The sequence below is a fragment of the Enterobacter sp. CC120223-11 genome, assembly GCF_900215375.1.
In the GTDB taxonomy this organism is placed as follows: Bacteria; Pseudomonadota; Gammaproteobacteria; order Enterobacterales; family Enterobacteriaceae; genus Scandinavium.
This window is the reverse complement of record NZ_OBEF01000029.1, coordinates 12,788-26,997: the sequence shown is the minus strand read 5'-3', so window position 1 is coordinate 26,997 and position 14,210 is coordinate 12,788. Positions and strand designations below refer to the sequence as shown.

The window sequence follows — 14,210 nt, the reverse complement described above, 5'->3', positions numbered from 1 at the left end:
CCCCACTTTGGTCCGAAGACGTTATGCGGTATTAGCTACCGTTTCCAGTAGTTATCCCCCTCCATCAGGCAGTTTCCCAGACATTACTCACCCGTCCGCCGCTCGTCACCCGAGAGCAAGCTCTCTGTGCTACCGCTCGACTTGCATGTGTTAGGCCTGCCGCCAGCGTTCAATCTGAGCCATGATCAAACTCTTCAATTTAAGTTTGATGCTCGTGAATTAAACTTCGTAATGAATTACGTATGTTCACTCAGAGACTTGGTATTCATTTTTCGTCTTGCGACGTTAAGAATCCATGTCACTTTGAGTGCCCACACAGATTGTCTGATAAATTGTTAAAGAGCAGTTGCGACGCGCTTTAGCGCTCTGTCGCGAGGTGGCGTATATTACGCTTTCCTCTTTCAGAGTCAACCCCATTTTCAGAAGTTTTTCTCTTCAACCGAACCGGCTGTTTGTGTGAAGTGATTCACATCCGCCGTGTCGATGGAGGCGCATTATAGGGATCCCATTTTTTTGCACAACCCTTTTTTTCGATCTTTTTTCTGACCGCTGTTTTTTCATTCTTTTTGCTGAGTTCCCGTTCGATCTGCTTGTTTTTTGAGGTGTGAAAGCCTCACAGAAAGCTGATAATGGATGAAAATCACCTGATCCCTTATCGCAGAGGTAAGCATGTCCACAAACATCCGCCCTTATAAATCACTAAAACCCAGTATCGCCTCCCGTGTCATGATCGATTCCACCAGCGTGGTGATCGGTGATGTGCGTCTTGCTGATGACGTAGGTATATGGCCGCTCGTTGTGATCCGTGGCGATGTGAACTCTGTCTCTGTTGGCGCGCGCAGCAATATCCAGGATGGCAGCGTGCTACACGTTACCCACAAATCGTCTTATAACCCGGATGGCAATCCGCTCATTATTGGAGAAGATGTCACGGTCGGGCACAAAGTGATGCTTCACGGCTGCATCATTGGAAATCGGGTTCTGGTTGGGATGGGATCCATTTTACTGGACGGTGTGGTAGTAGAAGATGACGTGATGATCGGTGCCGGCAGCCTGGTCCCGCAAAATAAGCGTCTGGAGAGCGGCTTCCTGTATCTTGGCAGCCCGGTTAAGCAGATTCGTCCATTGAAGGAAGCGGAACTTGAGGGCCTGAAGTATTCCGCCAATAACTACGTGAAGTGGAAAGACGAGTATCTCAGTCAGGAAAGCCAGATCCAGCCCTGATCGTCTTCCTGCTGCTCGCGGATGGCCTTTTCAGCTTCCTCTTCCAGATCCCAGCGATGCTGACGAAAGCTTTCAAGCCAGTATTCTGGCGTATCACCACCAAAGCGATACGCCAGAGCCTCACCGGTTAATGCGCAGTTCACCTGAAATCCGCCGACTAAAGCCGGGAAGCAAATAGATTGCCTGCCGTCATCCCACTCTTCACGATCGGGAAACAGGATCGCCTGATTCACAGCGCCAGTTCCTTTTTCAGCGCCTCGATAACGGGCGTAACTTCTGGCATGACGCCGTGCCACAAAAGTACGGCATGAGCCGCCTGAGCTACCAGCATGCCCAAACCATCCGCGCAGTGCTTCGCACCATGCTGTTCACACCAGCTCAAAAAAGGCGTGTTCCCTTTCTGATAGAACATGTCATAGCAGCGCACGTTTTGGTTGATAAGCTCAGCCGGGATCGCCGGAATTCCCCCGCTTATACCGATGGACGTTGCATTGATGATCAAATCGAAAGCTTCCCCTTGAAGCTCGCCCATTTCGATGGCACGAACGCTGCCAGTATGCGCAAAGAGCGTCGCCAGTTCTTGCGCCCGTGCAAAGGTACGGTTGGTAACGGTGACTGCACAATCCAGAGACAAAAGTGGTAACAGGACGCCGCGCGCCGCGCCCCCCGCGCCAATCAACAGGATGCGATAACCCGGTTTGATCAACCCCAGTCGTTCGAGATCGCTGAGTAAACCGATACCATCCGTGTTATCTCCCAACAGACGCCCGTCTTCAAGACGCTTGAGCGTATTAACCGCCCCGGCCAAAGCGGCTCGTTCGGTAAGTTCATCCGCCCTGCCGAAAGCTTCCTCTTTAAAAGGAACGGTTACGTTACAGCCTTTACCGCCCGCCGCCATAAATGCATTCAGCGTTTCGGTGAAGGCATCACGCGGCGCAAGCACGCGCCCATAAGGATGTTCAATGTTCAACTGTTCGGCAAATTGCTGATGGATGAAAGGCGATTTACTGTGGGCAATAGGGTTGCCAAATACGGCGTAGCGTTCCATGTGATTATCCCTGGCGGAAAAGTTCGCCCGTCAGGGCATCGCGAATTTCGGAAGGATTCAGACGGCCGCCGGTTTCACCTTTAACAACCGGGAAGGACTCGCCAAACTGAGCGACAACTTCCGCAACGGTGCGGCACGGTTCCTGCCCTGTCAGGTTAGCGCTCGTTGATACCAGCGGTTTACCATAAACCTGACACAGCTCAACCACCAGTGGATGGTCAGTTACCCGCACGGCGAGCGTGTCGAAGCGTCCGGTGAGCCAGCGAGGCGTTGAGGCTTTTGCAGGAAAGACGAAGGTGACCGGCCCGGGCCAGCGTGAGAAAACAGCTTCGCGCTGGCTCTCTGTTAATACAGAGTCATCTATATAAGGCTTGAGCTGCTCAAAGCTTGCGGCAATGAGGATCAACCCTTTCTCTATTGGTCGCTGCTTGAGCTCAAGCAAGCGCATGACTGCAGTTTCGCTGTCCGGGTCGCAACCGACGCCAAAAACAGCTTCTGTGGGATAAGCGATGACTTCTTTATTATTAAGCGCGTCGAGAGCCTTCAAAACGCTTTGTTCTTGCAGGTGATTGTTCACTGATTTATTCCGCCGCTACCGGCTTTCCACATTGTTTACTGGCGCAAAAAAGCTTAATGCCCTGCGCCGTTTTCTTTTCGATCAGCAGCGGGTAGTGGCATTCGGCGCACTCCCCCGCAACAGGTTTGAAATTCAAAACGAACTGGCAATCGGGATAGCGATCGCAGGAATGAAAGGTTTTGCCATAGCGCGAACGGCGTTGAACGAGATGACCTTCGTGGCACTGCGGGCAGGCGATGGCGGTATCATCAGGTTTGTCGATAAGCTCTGTATGTTCGCAGGCAGGGTACTGGCTACAGCCAATAAACATACCAAAGCGCCCCTGGCGAAGCACCAACTCCGAGCCGCAAACCGGGCAGAGCTGCCCGTCCAGAACCTTAACGATGTGTCCGTCCGCCTGACTTTTCAGGGGACGGATATAATCGCATTCCGGATAGTGGGAACAGCCAAGGAAAGGCCCATGTTTACCGCTTCGGATAACCAGTTCAGCCCCGCACTGTGGGCAGGGCTCGTTTTTAGGCACCGAAAACAGTGCTGATTTAGCCATAACAACTCTTATTGCTGCACAATTGAATCAGTGCAGCATACCGTCATTTACTTCGAAGAGTAATTCTTCCATCTGCTGGTAGGCATTTTCACACCCCGGGATGTTAAACAGCACCATCAGAATGACCCACTTCAGATCTTCCAGTTCGAACTCTGTGGCATCCAGCGCCATGACGCGTTCGATCACCATTTCACGCGTTTCGAGGTTTAGCACCTGAATCTGCTCCAGGAATAACAAGAATCCCCGGCAACTGGCATCCAGCCGTTGGCACTCATCTGCGGTATAGATACGGACAGAGAGTGGATCCGAAGCCAGCTGCATCGGCTCGGCGAGCCCTTCCTGATAATCAGCCAGCTTTTCCAACCACAGCAGTGCGTTGTAGATATCTTCACGATCGAAACCGGCGTCGGTAAGATCCCGCGTCAGTTTGTCCTGATCCACCCGCATTTCTGCTTCGTTATGGATGTAAGTCTCAAACAAATACATCAGTACGTCGAACATGGCATGCCCTCCTTAAACGGACATAGCCGCCGGGTACAGCTGCGATCCACCCTGCTAACTCCAGTTCGAGTAGTTGAGCTACCGTCACAGGCACAGGTTGGCCGGCACGTTCAGCGACAACGTCAACAGGTGTTACCTCATCTCCTACGTTAGCCAGGAGCTCCGGAAATGGCAATGCTGCAAACTCCGTATCCGGGGAAAAATTCGATTTTTCAGGCTCATCTGGCGGCGGATAGCGCCCATATTGCAAATTTTCCAAAATATCCTCGATCGTCGTTACCGGAATAGCCCCTTGCTTAATCAGCCAGTGCGGCCCTTCTGAACCTGGATTACCCAGCGGCCCGGGAACAGCAAAAACGTCCCGGCCTTGCTCCAGCGCAGCGCGCGCCGTTACCAAAGAGCCGCTTTTCAACGCGGCCTCCACGACTAAAACACCCCGACTCAGGCCACTGATAATGCGGTTTCTTCGGGGGAAATTGGCGGGGAAAGGCGGCAGCGCCAGAGGAAATTCGCTCACCAAAACTCCGCCGCTCTCAACGATGCGCTTCGCCAGAGAAGCATGTCGACGTGGGTAGGTATGCAAAAGACCGTTCCCCAGCACCGCGATGGTTCGCCCGCAAGCATCCAAAGCCGCGCGATGTGCCACGCCGTCGATGCCCAACGCCATACCGCTGGTGACAGTGATGCCTCTTCGCGCGATGGCTTCGCTGAAGATACGTCCCCAGCGTTCTCCGTACCAGGAGTGCTTGCGGCTGCCGACAATGGCAATTTGTTCTGAGGCCATTAGCCCAACATGGCCTGCGACGAACAGAGCGCCAGGGTAGTCCACCGTCGCCCGTAAAGCAGGAGGATAATCGGGATGCCCGGCGGTTAATAAACGATGCCCGGGTAAACTTAGCCAGGCGCAGGTTTCATCTAATGCTCTGGAGGGAAAAGAGAGAAAGTGTCTGATATGGCCTGCTGATAATCCCTGGCTACGCAAAAAATCACCGTCAATCGTGCCTGCAGCAATCAGCCTTTTTGCCAGTTGAACCATCGTATCGCCATATAACCCATTGACCGCCATCAGGCGGATCCATATCTCCGTGGGCGTCATCCTTTTCCCCTTGCCACAAGCAGCCTCATCAATCTTTGCGATTGGTCAGTGATGCTGTCAATCAGAGGGGGTTTTGTCTAGAATAGAGGGAATAATCTTTCCAACTCCTGAACACAACTCTGGATAATTATGTCAGTTTTGCAAGTGTTACATATTCCGGACGAGCGCCTTCGCAAAGTCGCTGAGCCGGTACAAGAAGTGAATGCAGATATTCAGCGTATCGTCGATGATATGTTCGAAACCATGTACGACGAAGAAGGCATTGGCCTGGCGGCAACGCAGGTTGATATTCATCAGCGTATTATCGTGATTGATGTTTCTGAAGACCGCGCCGAGCAGCTGGTGTTGATCAATCCAGAGCTGCTGGAAAAGAGCGGTGAAACCGGTATTGAAGAAGGCTGCCTTTCTATTCCTGAGCAGCGTGCCCTGGTGCCACGAGCCGAGCGTGTAAAAATTCGCGCACTGGATCGTAATGGCAAGGCATTTGAACTGGAAGCCGATGGCCTTCTCGCAATCTGTATTCAGCACGAAATGGATCACCTGGTCGGGAAGTTGTTTATCGATTACCTGTCTCCGCTGAAACAGCAGCGTATTCGTCAGAAAGTTGAAAAACTGGATCGCCTGAACGCTCGTGCTTAAGGATAAGAATTAACGTGTCAGAATCACTTCGCATAATCTTTGCTGGAACGCCTGACTTTGCAGCGCGTCATCTTGACGCGCTGTTGTCGTCCGGGCATCAGGTCGTGGGCGTGTTTACCCAACCCGACCGTCCTGCTGGCCGCGGTAAAAAGCTGATGCCAAGCCCGGTCAAAGTGCTGGCGGAAGAAAAAGGTCTGCCGGTTTTCCAGCCTGCGTCACTCCGCCCGCAGGAAAACCAGCAGCTCGTTGCCGATCTTAAGGCCGATGTCATGGTGGTAGTGGCTTACGGCCTGATCCTGCCCAAAGCGGTTCTTGAAATGCCGCGTCTGGGCTGCATAAACGTTCACGGTTCGCTGCTCCCACGCTGGCGCGGCGCCGCGCCTATTCAGCGCTCACTCTGGGCGGGCGACGCAGAAACGGGCGTCACCATCATGCAGATGGACGTTGGGCTGGATACCGGCGATATGCTGCACAAACTGGCCTGCCCAATTACGGCAGAAGACACCAGCGGATCGCTGTACGACAAGCTTGCAGAACTCGGCCCTCAGGGATTGATTGAAACCCTCAAACAGTTGGCGAACGGCACGGCGCAACCGGAAGTGCAGGACGAAGCGCTGGTCACTCATGCTGAGAAGCTCAGCAAAGAAGAAGCCCGTGTCGACTGGTCACTCTCGGCTGAACAGCTTGAGCGTAACATTCGGGCCTTTAATCCATGGCCAATGAGCTGGCTGGAAATTGACGGTCAACCGGTCAAAGTCTGGCAGGCCTCAGTGCTTCAGGCAGATACAACGGCAGAGCCCGGGACTATCGTTGATGCAAACAAGCAGGGTATTCAGGTCGCTACTGGCCAGGGGATCCTGAATCTGCAGTCGCTTCAGCCAGCCGGTAAAAAGGCCATGAGCGCGCAGGACCTTTTGAATTCGCGTCGGGAGTGGTTCATTCCCGGCAACCGTCTTGCCTGACGGTTCCCTATTCCAAGCCCGGCTATGCCGGGCCTTTTCATTTTTACGCTTATGAAAAAAAATACAAATCTACGCAGCCTTGCCGCTCAGGCCATCGAGCAGGTCGTTGAAAAAGGGCAATCGCTAAGCAATGTCCTGCCTCACTTACAAAACAAAGTGAGTGATAAAGATCGCGCCCTTTTGCAGGAGCTGTGCTTTGGTGTGCTGCGGACTTTGCCACAGCTGGAATGGCTCATCAAAAAACTGATGGAACGGCCAATGACGGGCAAACAGCGCACCGTCCATTTTCTGTTGATGGTTGGCCTTTATCAGCTGCTGTACACGCGGATTCCTGCCCATGCGGCACTGGCTGAAACAGTAGAAGGTGCCGTGGCGATCAAACGCCCGCAGCTTAAGGGGTTGATTAACGGCGTATTACGCCAGTTTCAGCGTAATCAGGAAGCACTTCTTGAAGAGTTTTCGACGACGGAAATGCGTTTCCTGCACCCATCCTGGCTGGTAAAACGGCTTCAGAAAGCGTATCCGCAGCAGTGGGAAGCGATTCTGGAAGCCAACAACCAGCGTCCGCCAATGTGGCTGCGCGTCAACCGCAATCACCATTCTCGCGATTCATGGCTGGCTCTGCTGGAAGAAGCGGGCATGAAAGGGTTTACGCATGAGGCTTACCCGGATGCCGTGCGGCTTGAAACGCCGACTTCGGTCATGGCGTTACCTGGCTTTGCCGAGGGTTGGGTCACCGTGCAGGATGCTTCTGCTCAGGGCTGCATGAACTTCCTGAAGCCGAAAGATAAAGAAAATATTCTCGATTTATGCGCAGCACCTGGTGGTAAAACGACCCATATTCTTGAAGTCGCGCCAGAAGCTAACGTGCTGGCCGTCGACGTGGACGAACAGCGCCTGACGCGCGTCTATGAAAACCTCAAACGCCTTGGCATGAAGGCACTGGTGAAGCAAGGTGACGGGCGCTACCCTGAACAATGGTGCGGTGAACAGCAGTTCGATCGCATTTTGCTGGATGCCCCTTGTTCCGCAACGGGTGTGATTCGCCGCCATCCTGATATCAAGTGGCTACGACGCGATCGCGATATCGCCGAGCTTGCGCAGCTGCAGTCTGAGATTCTTGATGCCACCTGGCGACATCTCAAACCAGGCGGCACGCTGGTGTATGCCACCTGTTCGATTCTGCCTGAAGAAAACGGTGAGCAGATTGCTGCGTTCCTGAAACGCACGCCGGATGCCATGCTCAGCGAAACCGGCACACCTGAACGTCCGGGCCAGCAAAACCTGCCTGCCGCCGATGAAGGCGACGGCTTCTTTTACGCTACGCTAATCAAACAGTGATGAATTAACGGATCGCGACTGATGAAAATTATCATTCTGGGTGCCGGGCAAGTGGGCGGCACTCTGGCAGAAAACCTGGTCGGCGAAAATAACGACATCACCGTGGTCGATACCAACGGCGATCGTCTGCGCAGCTTGCAGGATAAGTTCGATTTACGCGTCGTGCAGGGTCATGGTTCCCATCCTCGGGTCCTGCGTGAAGCAGGGGCTGACGACGCCGATATGCTTGTCGCCGTAACCAGTTCAGATGAAACCAACATGGTTGCCTGTCAGGTCGCCTACTCGCTGTTTAACACACCAAACCGTATCGCCCGTATTCGTTCACCGGACTATGTTCGCGATGCCGACAAGCTGTTCCACTCCGAAGCCGTGCCAATCGATCATCTTATTGCGCCAGAGCAGCTGGTTATCGACAACATTTATCGCCTGATTGAGTATCCTGGCGCGCTGCAGGTCGTGAATTTCGCCGAGGGTAAAGTCAGCCTTGCGGTGGTAAAAGCGTATTATGGTGGTCCCTTAGTCGGGAATGCACTGTCGACAATGCGCGAACATATGCCGCATATTGATACGCGCGTCGCGGCAATTTTCCGCCATGACCGCCCTATTCGCCCTCAGGGCTCGACGATTGTAGAGGCAGGTGATGAAGTCTTCTTCATTGCCGCATCTCAGCATATTCGCGCTGTGATGAGTGAACTTCAGCGTCTGGAAAAACCCTATAAGCGCATCATGCTGGTCGGCGGCGGAAACATCGGTGCAGGCCTGGCTCGCCGTCTTGAAAAAGATTACAGCGTGAAACTGATCGAACGCGATCAGCAACGCGCCGCGGAGCTCGCTGAGAAACTTCAGAATACGATCGTTTTCTACGGAGATGCATCGGATCAAGAACTCCTGGCAGAAGAGCATATCGATCAGGTTGATCTGTTTATTGCCGTCACCAACGACGACGAAGCGAACATCATGTCAGCGATGCTCGCCAAGCGTATGGGCGCCAAGAAAGTCATGGTGCTTATTCAGCGGAAGGCCTACGTCGATCTTGTTCAGGGCAGCGTCATTGATATTGCGATTTCGCCACAGCAGGCCACGATATCTGCGCTGCTAAGCCATGTTCGCAAAGCAGACATCGTGGGTGTATCGTCCCTGCGTCGCGGCGTAGCCGAAGCGATTGAAGCCGTGGCTCACGGGGATGAAAGCACTTCACGTGTTGTTGGTCGCGTAATCGATGATATTAAGCTTCCGCCAGGCACAATTATTGGCGCGGTGGTTCGTGGGAATGAAGTCCTGATCGCCAATGACAATTTGCGGATCGAGCAGGGCGACCACGTGATCATGTTCCTGACGGATAAAAAGTTTATTACCGACGTCGAACGGTTGTTCCAGCCGAGCCCGTTCTTCCTGTAATTTCAAAGGCGCTCAAATGAGCGTCTTTTTTATTAACCCCTTATTATTCAAGGTCTATTTATTCCATATGGTCGTGGTGCTGTAATGGAAATTGACCGGACATTTGTTAAACTTAAAAGGGTCAGCTGGTTCAAGGAGAATAAAATGAGCATTATTAAAGAGTTTCGCGAATTCGCGATGCGTGGAAACGTGGTTGATTTGGCGGTGGGTGTCATCATTGGTGCAGCGTTTGGTAAAATCGTATCGTCACTGGTTGCCGATATTATTATGCCGCCGCTGGGTTTACTGATTGGTGGGATCGATTTTAAACAGTTCGCCGTTACTTTGCGCGATGCCCAGGGCGACGTTCCTGCGGTAGTGATGCATTACGGCGTATTCATTCAGAACATATTTGATTTCGTCATCGTAGCCTTTGCCATTTTTATGGCCATCAAGCTTATCAACAAGCTCAACCGTAAAAAAGAAGAACCTGCAGCGGCGCCTGCGCCGACAAAAGAAGAAGTCTTACTGACTGAAATTCGTGACCTGCTGAAAGAACAAAACAACCGTTCTTAATCAGGCCGCAGAAAGCAGAAGGCCAGTGGTAAAAAAGTGAATCACTTTCTTGCCACTGGCCTCCCAGTTACCTCTGTTTCCGTGTTTGCCTTTACGCTGAAAACTGCCCTTTCCTTTCTTACTTTTCTCAACGCGCTGACGAAACAGCGGGTCGTGTAATAACGCTTCAATGGCGTTGTCCTTTATTTGCCCCTTTGTGTGCTGATAGCGGCTCATATTTTCTCCAGATTGTGTAATAAGACGGCGGCAGTGTAGTCCCGCGTTAAACGGAAATCAATGCCCTGATGGCTCTGTGTCTGCCCCCTGCTCAAGCGCTTCAAGAATAGAACAGTAGACGCTGCTGTGGGCTGTTCCGCAGCAGGTATCATTCAGACGCTGCAAAGAGCGACGCATGGTTTCAAGCTGCGCAATTCTGGCTTCGACCTCATGGAGCCTGGCTTGCACAATACTCTTCGACTCCAGGCAGGTATGGTGTTCTGGATCGATGCGGATCGACAACAATTCACGGATTGCCTCGAGCGTGAACCCTAGCTGTGTTCCGTGGCGGATGAAGCGAAGCCGCTGCAAATCACTCTCCGTATACAGCCTGAAGCCTCCCTCAGTACGAACCGAGTGATCCATCATTTGCTGCTTCTCATAGTAGCGAATGGTGTCTGGCGTTACTCCCGCCAGTTTGGCTAGCTCACCGATACGGTACATCAGGTCCCCTCGTTTAATCTGTTAATTAGCTGTGCTGCGTACTCACCGCGTAAAAATTCAGTGCTCAACCCGGCCTGTTGCAGCTTCAGTTCAAGCAGCGAGAGACGGCGCTGAATTTCAGGCATGCCCGCATCGTCCTCCCGAATTCCTTTCAGCAGTTCCAGGAGCTCAATTGCCTCTTTTCGCTGCGCAAGTTCAGGAGGGAGACACCCGGCGTTCTTCAACAAACGGTAGCCCGCACGCAGCTCAGCTGGGACATGTCTATCGTCATCAAGACATAAAGGCTCGCCGCAGCCAGGCAGATCATCAAATTCGCCCCGGGTCTGGGCATCCAGAATGTGGCGCTCTGCCCACTGGTCCAGTAACCACATCGCGCAGGTCCAGATGAGTAAAAAGAGTACAGTGATTGTAGCGGAACAGGGATATGACAGGCATAAAAAAACCCGCCGAGGCGGGTTTTTTCATATTACTGCAGATTACTCTGCAGCTGCTTCTGCTTTCGCTTCTGAACGATCAACCAGCTCGATGTATGCCATCGGCGCGTTGTCGCCTGCACGGAAACCACACTTCATGATGCGAGTGTAACCACCGGCACGGCTCGCGAAACGCGGGCCCAGTTCGTTAAACAGTTTTGCCACGATCTCGTTATCACGAGTACGGGCGAATGCCAGACGACGATTAGCAACGCTATCAGTCTTGGCAAGAGTAATCAGCGGCTCAACTACGCGACGCAGCTCTTTCGCTTTAGGCAGGGTCGTCTTGATGATTTCATGACGAACCAGTGAACCTGCCATGTTGCGGAACATAGCCTGGCGATGGCTGCTGTTGCGGTTCAGTTGACGACCACTCTTACGATGGCGCATGACCTTATCCTTCTCAGTAAAACCTTAACCTGTGATCCGGTTACTCGTCAGCAATGCTTGCCGGTGGCCAGTTTTCCAGGCGCATGCCCAGAGACAGACCACGGGAGGCCAGCACGTCTTTAATCTCAGTAAGAGATTTTTTACCCAGGTTTGGCGTTTTCAGCAACTCAACCTCGGTACGCTGTACCAGATCACCGATATAGTGGATAGCTTCTGCCTTGAGGCAGTTAGCAGAGCGGACAGTCAATTCCAGATCGTCAACAGGGCGCAGCAGGATCGGATCGAATTCTGGTTTCTCTTCTTTCACTTCCGGCTGACGTACATCACGTAAATCAACGAAAGCTTCCAGTTGTTCTGCCAGGATGGTTGCCGCACGACGAATCGCCTCTTCAGGATCGATTGTGCCGTTGGTTTCCATTTCGATGACCAGCTTGTCCAGGTCGGTGCGCTGTTCTACACGCGCTGCTTCAACATTGTAGGCAATACGCTCTACAGGGCTGTAGCAGGCGTCGACCAGCAGACGGCCGATTGGGCGCTCATCTTCTTCCGAATGAATTCGGGCAGAAGCCGGCACATAACCGCGACCGCGCTGAACTTTGATACGCATATTGATAGATGCGTTCTCATCAGTCAGGTGGCAGATCACATGCTGCGGCTTGACGATTTCGACATCACCGTCGTGGGTGATATCGGCTGCAGTCACAGGGCCAATGCCAGATTTATTCAGAGTAAGAATAACTTCATCTTTACCCTGAACTCTCACCGCCAGCCCTTTCAGGTTGAGCAGGATTTCAAGGATATCTTCCTGAACGCCTTCTTTGGTGCTGTACTCATGAAGTACACCATCAATCTCAACCTCGGTCACCGCGCAACCCGGCATCGATGAGAGCAGAATACGGCGCAGTGCGTTACCCAGAGTATGGCCGAAGCCACGCTCTAAAGGCTCAAGGGTCACCTTGGCGTGCGTCGAACTCACTTGCTCGATATCGACCAGGCGCGGTTTTAGAAACTCTGTCACAGAACCCTGCATTGTGTCCTCTCTTTGGTACTAAGCTTTACTTGGAGTAAAGCTCGACGATCAGGTGTTCGTTAATGTCCGCAGACAGATCAGAACGCTCAGGCTGACGCTTGAACGTACCTTCCATCTTGCCAGCATCAACTTCCAGCCAGGTTGGCTTTTCACGCTGCTCAGCCAGCTCAAGAGCGGCTTTCACGCGAGATTGCTTCTTCGCTTTCTCACGAACGCTGACAACGTCATTCGCTTTAACCTGATAAGAAGCGATGTTAACAACACGACCGTTTACCATGATAGCTTTGTGGCTAACCAGCTGACGTGATTCAGCACGAGTAGCGCCGAAGCCCATACGGTATACAACGTTGTCCAGACGACCTTCCAGCAGAGCTAACAGGTTTTCACCGGTGTTGCCTTTCAGACGTGCTGCTTCTTTGTAATAGTTACGGAACTGACGCTCCAGCACACCGTAGATACGGCGAACTTTTTGCTTTTCACGCAACTGCACACCATAGTCAGACAGACGCGGTTTACGCGCACCGTGCTGGCCAGGAGCTTGTTCAATTTTACACTTGGTATCGATCGCGCGAACGCCAGACTTAAGGAATAAGTCGGTGCCCTCACGACGGCTCAGCTTGAGCTTAGGACCCAAATATCTTGCCATTTTCTTTCTCCAACTAACCTGGAAAACGCAGCGTTATACGCGACGTTTCTTCGGCGGACGACAACCGTTATGAGGGATCGGAGTCACATCAGTAATATTAGTGATGCGGAAACCAGCGGCGTTCAGAGCACGAATGGTAGATTCGCGACCCGGACCCGGACCTTTGACCATAACTTCCAGATTCTTGATACCGTAATCTTTTACGGCTTCAGCGCAACGCTCTGCTGCAACCTGAGCTGCGAACGGAGTGGATTTGCGAGAACCACGGAAACCGGAACCACCGGCTGTTGCCCAACCCAGTGCGTTACCCTGACGATCAGAGATGGTAACGATGGTGTTGTTGAAAGAAGCATGGATATGAGCCACGCCGTCAGAGACTTGTTTTCTTACACGCTTACGTGCACGAACTGGTGCCTTTGCCATTATTCAATCACCCCGATTATTTCTTGATCGGTTTGCGCGGACCCTTACGGGTACGTGCGTTGGTCTTAGTACGCTGACCGCGCACTGGCAGACCACGACGATGACGCAAACCGCGATAGCAACCAAGATCCATCAGGCGCTTGATGCTCATGCTGATTTCACGGCGCAGATCACCTTCAACGACAAATTTGGCAACTTCGTCACGCAGCGTGTCGATTTGTTCTTCAGACAGCTCACTGATCTTAACATCTTCAGCAATACCTGCCGCAGCCAGAATGGCTTTGGAACGGGTTTTGCCGACGCCGAAGATCGAAGTTAATGCGATCACGGCATGTTTCTGATCAGGAATGTTAATGCCTGCTATACGGGCCACTATGCACTCCTACTATTTAATATGTACATACCATGCTGAAAAGCCCGTTTTCAGGATACTCAAATGGATATGTACAGACATACAAAAAGATTGGCTGGCTAATCTAGCCAGCTCAACCCAACTTTGCAAGAAAAATATGCGAATTAATCAGCCTTGGCGCTGTTTATGCTTCGGCTCGGCACTGCAAATCACACGGATGACACCATCACGCTTAACGATTTTGCAGTTACGGCATAATTTCTTGACGGAAGCACGAACTTTCATTTTTACTCTCCGTAACTTCTCGGG

21 protein-coding genes and 1 rRNA gene are annotated in these 14,210 nt (G+C 52.4%); 6 read left to right on the top strand and 16 right to left on the bottom strand.

Annotation, left to right across the window (positions count from 1 at the left end; all coding sequences use genetic code 11):
* Positions 1-201 (bottom strand): 16S ribosomal RNA (locus tag CRO87_RS22020); the annotation flags it as partial.
* Positions 202-669: 468 nt separating this feature from the next.
* Here CRO87_RS22020 and CRO87_RS22015 point away from each other — a divergent pair.
* Positions 670-1,224, top strand: a complete 555-nt coding sequence (locus CRO87_RS22015; RefSeq protein WP_097165021.1) for a gamma carbonic anhydrase family protein — start codon at positions 670-672, stop codon at positions 1,222-1,224.
* Here the strand turns inward: CRO87_RS22015 and CRO87_RS22010 are convergent.
* The 6 genes from CRO87_RS22010 to dprA are packed head-to-tail and all read right to left on the bottom strand — an operon-like array spanning position 1,200 to position 4,993.
* On the bottom strand, positions 1,200-1,457 hold the full coding sequence (locus tag CRO87_RS22010; RefSeq protein ID WP_097165020.1) for a DUF1488 domain-containing protein: 258 nt from the start codon (positions 1,455-1,457) through the stop codon (positions 1,200-1,202). The genes CRO87_RS22015 and CRO87_RS22010 overlap by 25 nt on opposite strands.
* Complete coding sequence (gene aroE / locus CRO87_RS22005) at positions 1,454-2,272, bottom strand: shikimate dehydrogenase (protein WP_097165019.1); 819 nt, start codon at positions 2,270-2,272, stop codon at positions 1,454-1,456. The genes CRO87_RS22010 and aroE overlap by 4 nt, the downstream gene beginning before the upstream one ends.
* 4 nt (positions 2,273-2,276) lie before the next feature.
* Complete coding sequence (gene tsaC, locus CRO87_RS22000; RefSeq protein ID WP_097165018.1) at positions 2,277-2,849, bottom strand: L-threonylcarbamoyladenylate synthase type 1 TsaC; 573 nt, start codon at positions 2,847-2,849, stop codon at positions 2,277-2,279.
* A gap of 4 nt (positions 2,850-2,853) precedes the next feature.
* Positions 2,854-3,396 carry a type I DNA topoisomerase gene (locus CRO87_RS21995; protein ID WP_097165017.1) on the bottom strand — a complete coding sequence of 181 codons (543 nt, stop codon included), beginning with the start codon at positions 3,394-3,396 and terminating at the stop codon, positions 2,854-2,856.
* 27 nt (positions 3,397-3,423) lie between these two features.
* A complete protein-coding gene (gene smg / locus CRO87_RS21990; RefSeq protein ID WP_097165016.1) occupies positions 3,424-3,897 on the bottom strand; it encodes a DUF494 family protein Smg in 474 nt (157 codons plus the stop codon).
* Positions 3,869-4,993, bottom strand: coding sequence for a DNA-protecting protein DprA (gene dprA / locus CRO87_RS21985; protein WP_097165015.1), 1,125 nt, complete (start codon positions 4,991-4,993; stop codon positions 3,869-3,871). The genes smg and dprA overlap by 29 nt, the downstream gene beginning before the upstream one ends.
* 129 nt (positions 4,994-5,122) lie before the next feature.
* Between dprA and def the strand changes: the two genes are divergently transcribed.
* From def to mscL, 5 genes are all read left to right on the top strand, one after another.
* Positions 5,123-5,632, top strand: a complete 510-nt coding sequence (gene def, locus CRO87_RS21980) for a peptide deformylase (protein ID WP_097165014.1) — start codon at positions 5,123-5,125, stop codon at positions 5,630-5,632.
* Positions 5,633-5,646: 14 nt separating this feature from the next.
* Positions 5,647-6,594 carry a methionyl-tRNA formyltransferase gene (fmt, locus tag CRO87_RS21975; protein WP_097165013.1) on the top strand — a complete coding sequence of 316 codons (948 nt, stop codon included), beginning with the start codon at positions 5,647-5,649 and terminating at the stop codon, positions 6,592-6,594.
* Between the two features lie 51 nt (positions 6,595-6,645).
* Positions 6,646-7,935, top strand: coding sequence for a 16S rRNA (cytosine(967)-C(5))-methyltransferase RsmB (rsmB, locus tag CRO87_RS21970; RefSeq protein ID WP_097165024.1), 1,290 nt, complete (start codon positions 6,646-6,648; stop codon positions 7,933-7,935).
* A 21-nt stretch (positions 7,936-7,956) separates the two neighbouring features.
* Positions 7,957-9,333, top strand: a complete 1,377-nt coding sequence (gene trkA / locus CRO87_RS21965) for a Trk system potassium transporter TrkA (protein WP_097165012.1) — start codon at positions 7,957-7,959, stop codon at positions 9,331-9,333.
* Between the two features lie 144 nt (positions 9,334-9,477).
* Positions 9,478-9,888: a large-conductance mechanosensitive channel protein MscL gene (mscL, locus tag CRO87_RS21960; protein WP_046489614.1), complete on the top strand. Its 411-nt coding sequence runs from the start codon at positions 9,478-9,480 to the stop codon at positions 9,886-9,888.
* Here the strand turns inward: mscL and CRO87_RS21955 are convergent, their stop codons facing one another.
* From CRO87_RS21955 to rpmJ, 9 genes are all read right to left on the bottom strand, one after another.
* Entirely contained in the window at positions 9,889-10,104 is a 216-nt protein-coding gene (locus CRO87_RS21955; RefSeq protein WP_097165011.1) for an alternative ribosome-rescue factor A, read from the bottom strand.
* A 57-nt stretch (positions 10,105-10,161) separates the two neighbouring features.
* Entirely contained in the window at positions 10,162-10,587 is a 426-nt protein-coding gene (gene zntR / locus CRO87_RS21950) for a Zn(2+)-responsive transcriptional regulator (protein ID WP_097165010.1), read from the bottom strand.
* Positions 10,587-10,958, bottom strand: coding sequence for a DUF1992 domain-containing protein (locus CRO87_RS21945; RefSeq protein WP_097165009.1), 372 nt, complete (start codon positions 10,956-10,958; stop codon positions 10,587-10,589). Before CRO87_RS21945 ends, zntR begins: the two co-directional genes overlap by 1 nt.
* A 105-nt stretch (positions 10,959-11,063) precedes the next feature.
* On the bottom strand, positions 11,064-11,450 hold the full coding sequence (rplQ, locus tag CRO87_RS21940) for a 50S ribosomal protein L17 (RefSeq protein WP_097165008.1): 387 nt from the start codon (positions 11,448-11,450) through the stop codon (positions 11,064-11,066).
* Positions 11,451-11,490: 40 nt separating this feature from the next.
* Positions 11,491-12,480, bottom strand: coding sequence for a DNA-directed RNA polymerase subunit alpha (rpoA, locus tag CRO87_RS21935; RefSeq protein WP_002209013.1), 990 nt, complete (start codon positions 12,478-12,480; stop codon positions 11,491-11,493).
* 25 nt (positions 12,481-12,505) lie between these two features.
* Positions 12,506-13,126 (bottom strand): 30S ribosomal protein S4, encoded by a 621-nt coding sequence (gene rpsD / locus CRO87_RS21930; RefSeq protein WP_097165007.1) that lies wholly within the window; start codon positions 13,124-13,126, stop codon positions 12,506-12,508.
* Positions 13,127-13,159: 33 nt separating this feature from the next.
* Positions 13,160-13,549 carry a 30S ribosomal protein S11 gene (gene rpsK, locus CRO87_RS21925; protein WP_043081126.1) on the bottom strand — a complete coding sequence of 130 codons (390 nt, stop codon included), beginning with the start codon at positions 13,547-13,549 and terminating at the stop codon, positions 13,160-13,162.
* 16 nt (positions 13,550-13,565) lie between these two features.
* Positions 13,566-13,922: a 30S ribosomal protein S13 gene (gene rpsM, locus CRO87_RS21920; protein ID WP_097165006.1), complete on the bottom strand. Its 357-nt coding sequence runs from the start codon at positions 13,920-13,922 to the stop codon at positions 13,566-13,568.
* 147 nt (positions 13,923-14,069) lie between these two features.
* Positions 14,070-14,186 (bottom strand): 50S ribosomal protein L36, encoded by a 117-nt coding sequence (rpmJ, locus tag CRO87_RS21915; RefSeq protein WP_000868187.1) that lies wholly within the window; start codon positions 14,184-14,186, stop codon positions 14,070-14,072.
* Positions 14,187-14,210: the final 24 nt, after the last annotated feature.

What these genes read in the sequence shown, in the direction of transcription:
- CRO87_RS22015 (WP_097165021.1), top strand. Translation starts at nt 670, where the DNA reads ATGTCCACAAACATCCGCCCTTATAAATCACTAAAACCCAGTATCGCC.
- aroE (WP_097165019.1), bottom strand. Translation starts at nt 2,272, where the DNA reads ATGGAACGCTACGCCGTATTTGGCAACCCTATTGCCCACAGTAAATCG.
- CRO87_RS21995 (WP_097165017.1), bottom strand. Translation starts at nt 3,396, where the DNA reads ATGGCTAAATCAGCACTGTTTTCGGTGCCTAAAAACGAGCCCTGCCCA.
- smg (WP_097165016.1), bottom strand. Translation starts at nt 3,897, where the DNA reads ATGTTCGACGTACTGATGTATTTGTTTGAGACTTACATCCATAACGAA.
- dprA (WP_097165015.1), bottom strand. Translation starts at nt 4,993, where the DNA reads ATGACGCCCACGGAGATATGGATCCGCCTGATGGCGGTCAATGGGTTA.
- def (WP_097165014.1), top strand. Translation starts at nt 5,123, where the DNA reads ATGTCAGTTTTGCAAGTGTTACATATTCCGGACGAGCGCCTTCGCAAA.
- rsmB (WP_097165024.1), top strand. Translation starts at nt 6,646, where the DNA reads ATGAAAAAAAATACAAATCTACGCAGCCTTGCCGCTCAGGCCATCGAG.
- trkA (WP_097165012.1), top strand. Translation starts at nt 7,957, where the DNA reads ATGAAAATTATCATTCTGGGTGCCGGGCAAGTGGGCGGCACTCTGGCA.
- mscL (WP_046489614.1), top strand. Translation starts at nt 9,478, where the DNA reads ATGAGCATTATTAAAGAGTTTCGCGAATTCGCGATGCGTGGAAACGTG.
- CRO87_RS21955 (WP_097165011.1), bottom strand. Translation starts at nt 10,104, where the DNA reads ATGAGCCGCTATCAGCACACAAAGGGGCAAATAAAGGACAACGCCATT.
- zntR (WP_097165010.1), bottom strand. Translation starts at nt 10,587, where the DNA reads ATGTACCGTATCGGTGAGCTAGCCAAACTGGCGGGAGTAACGCCAGAC.
- CRO87_RS21945 (WP_097165009.1), bottom strand. Translation starts at nt 10,958, where the DNA reads ATGTGGTTACTGGACCAGTGGGCAGAGCGCCACATTCTGGATGCCCAG.
- rplQ (WP_097165008.1), bottom strand. Translation starts at nt 11,450, where the DNA reads ATGCGCCATCGTAAGAGTGGTCGTCAACTGAACCGCAACAGCAGCCAT.
- rpoA (WP_002209013.1), bottom strand. Translation starts at nt 12,480, where the DNA reads ATGCAGGGTTCTGTGACAGAGTTTCTAAAACCGCGCCTGGTCGATATC.
- rpsD (WP_097165007.1), bottom strand. Translation starts at nt 13,126, where the DNA reads ATGGCAAGATATTTGGGTCCTAAGCTCAAGCTGAGCCGTCGTGAGGGC.
- rpsK (WP_043081126.1), bottom strand. Translation starts at nt 13,549, where the DNA reads ATGGCAAAGGCACCAGTTCGTGCACGTAAGCGTGTAAGAAAACAAGTC.
- rpmJ (WP_000868187.1), bottom strand. Translation starts at nt 14,186, where the DNA reads ATGAAAGTTCGTGCTTCCGTCAAGAAATTATGCCGTAACTGCAAAATC.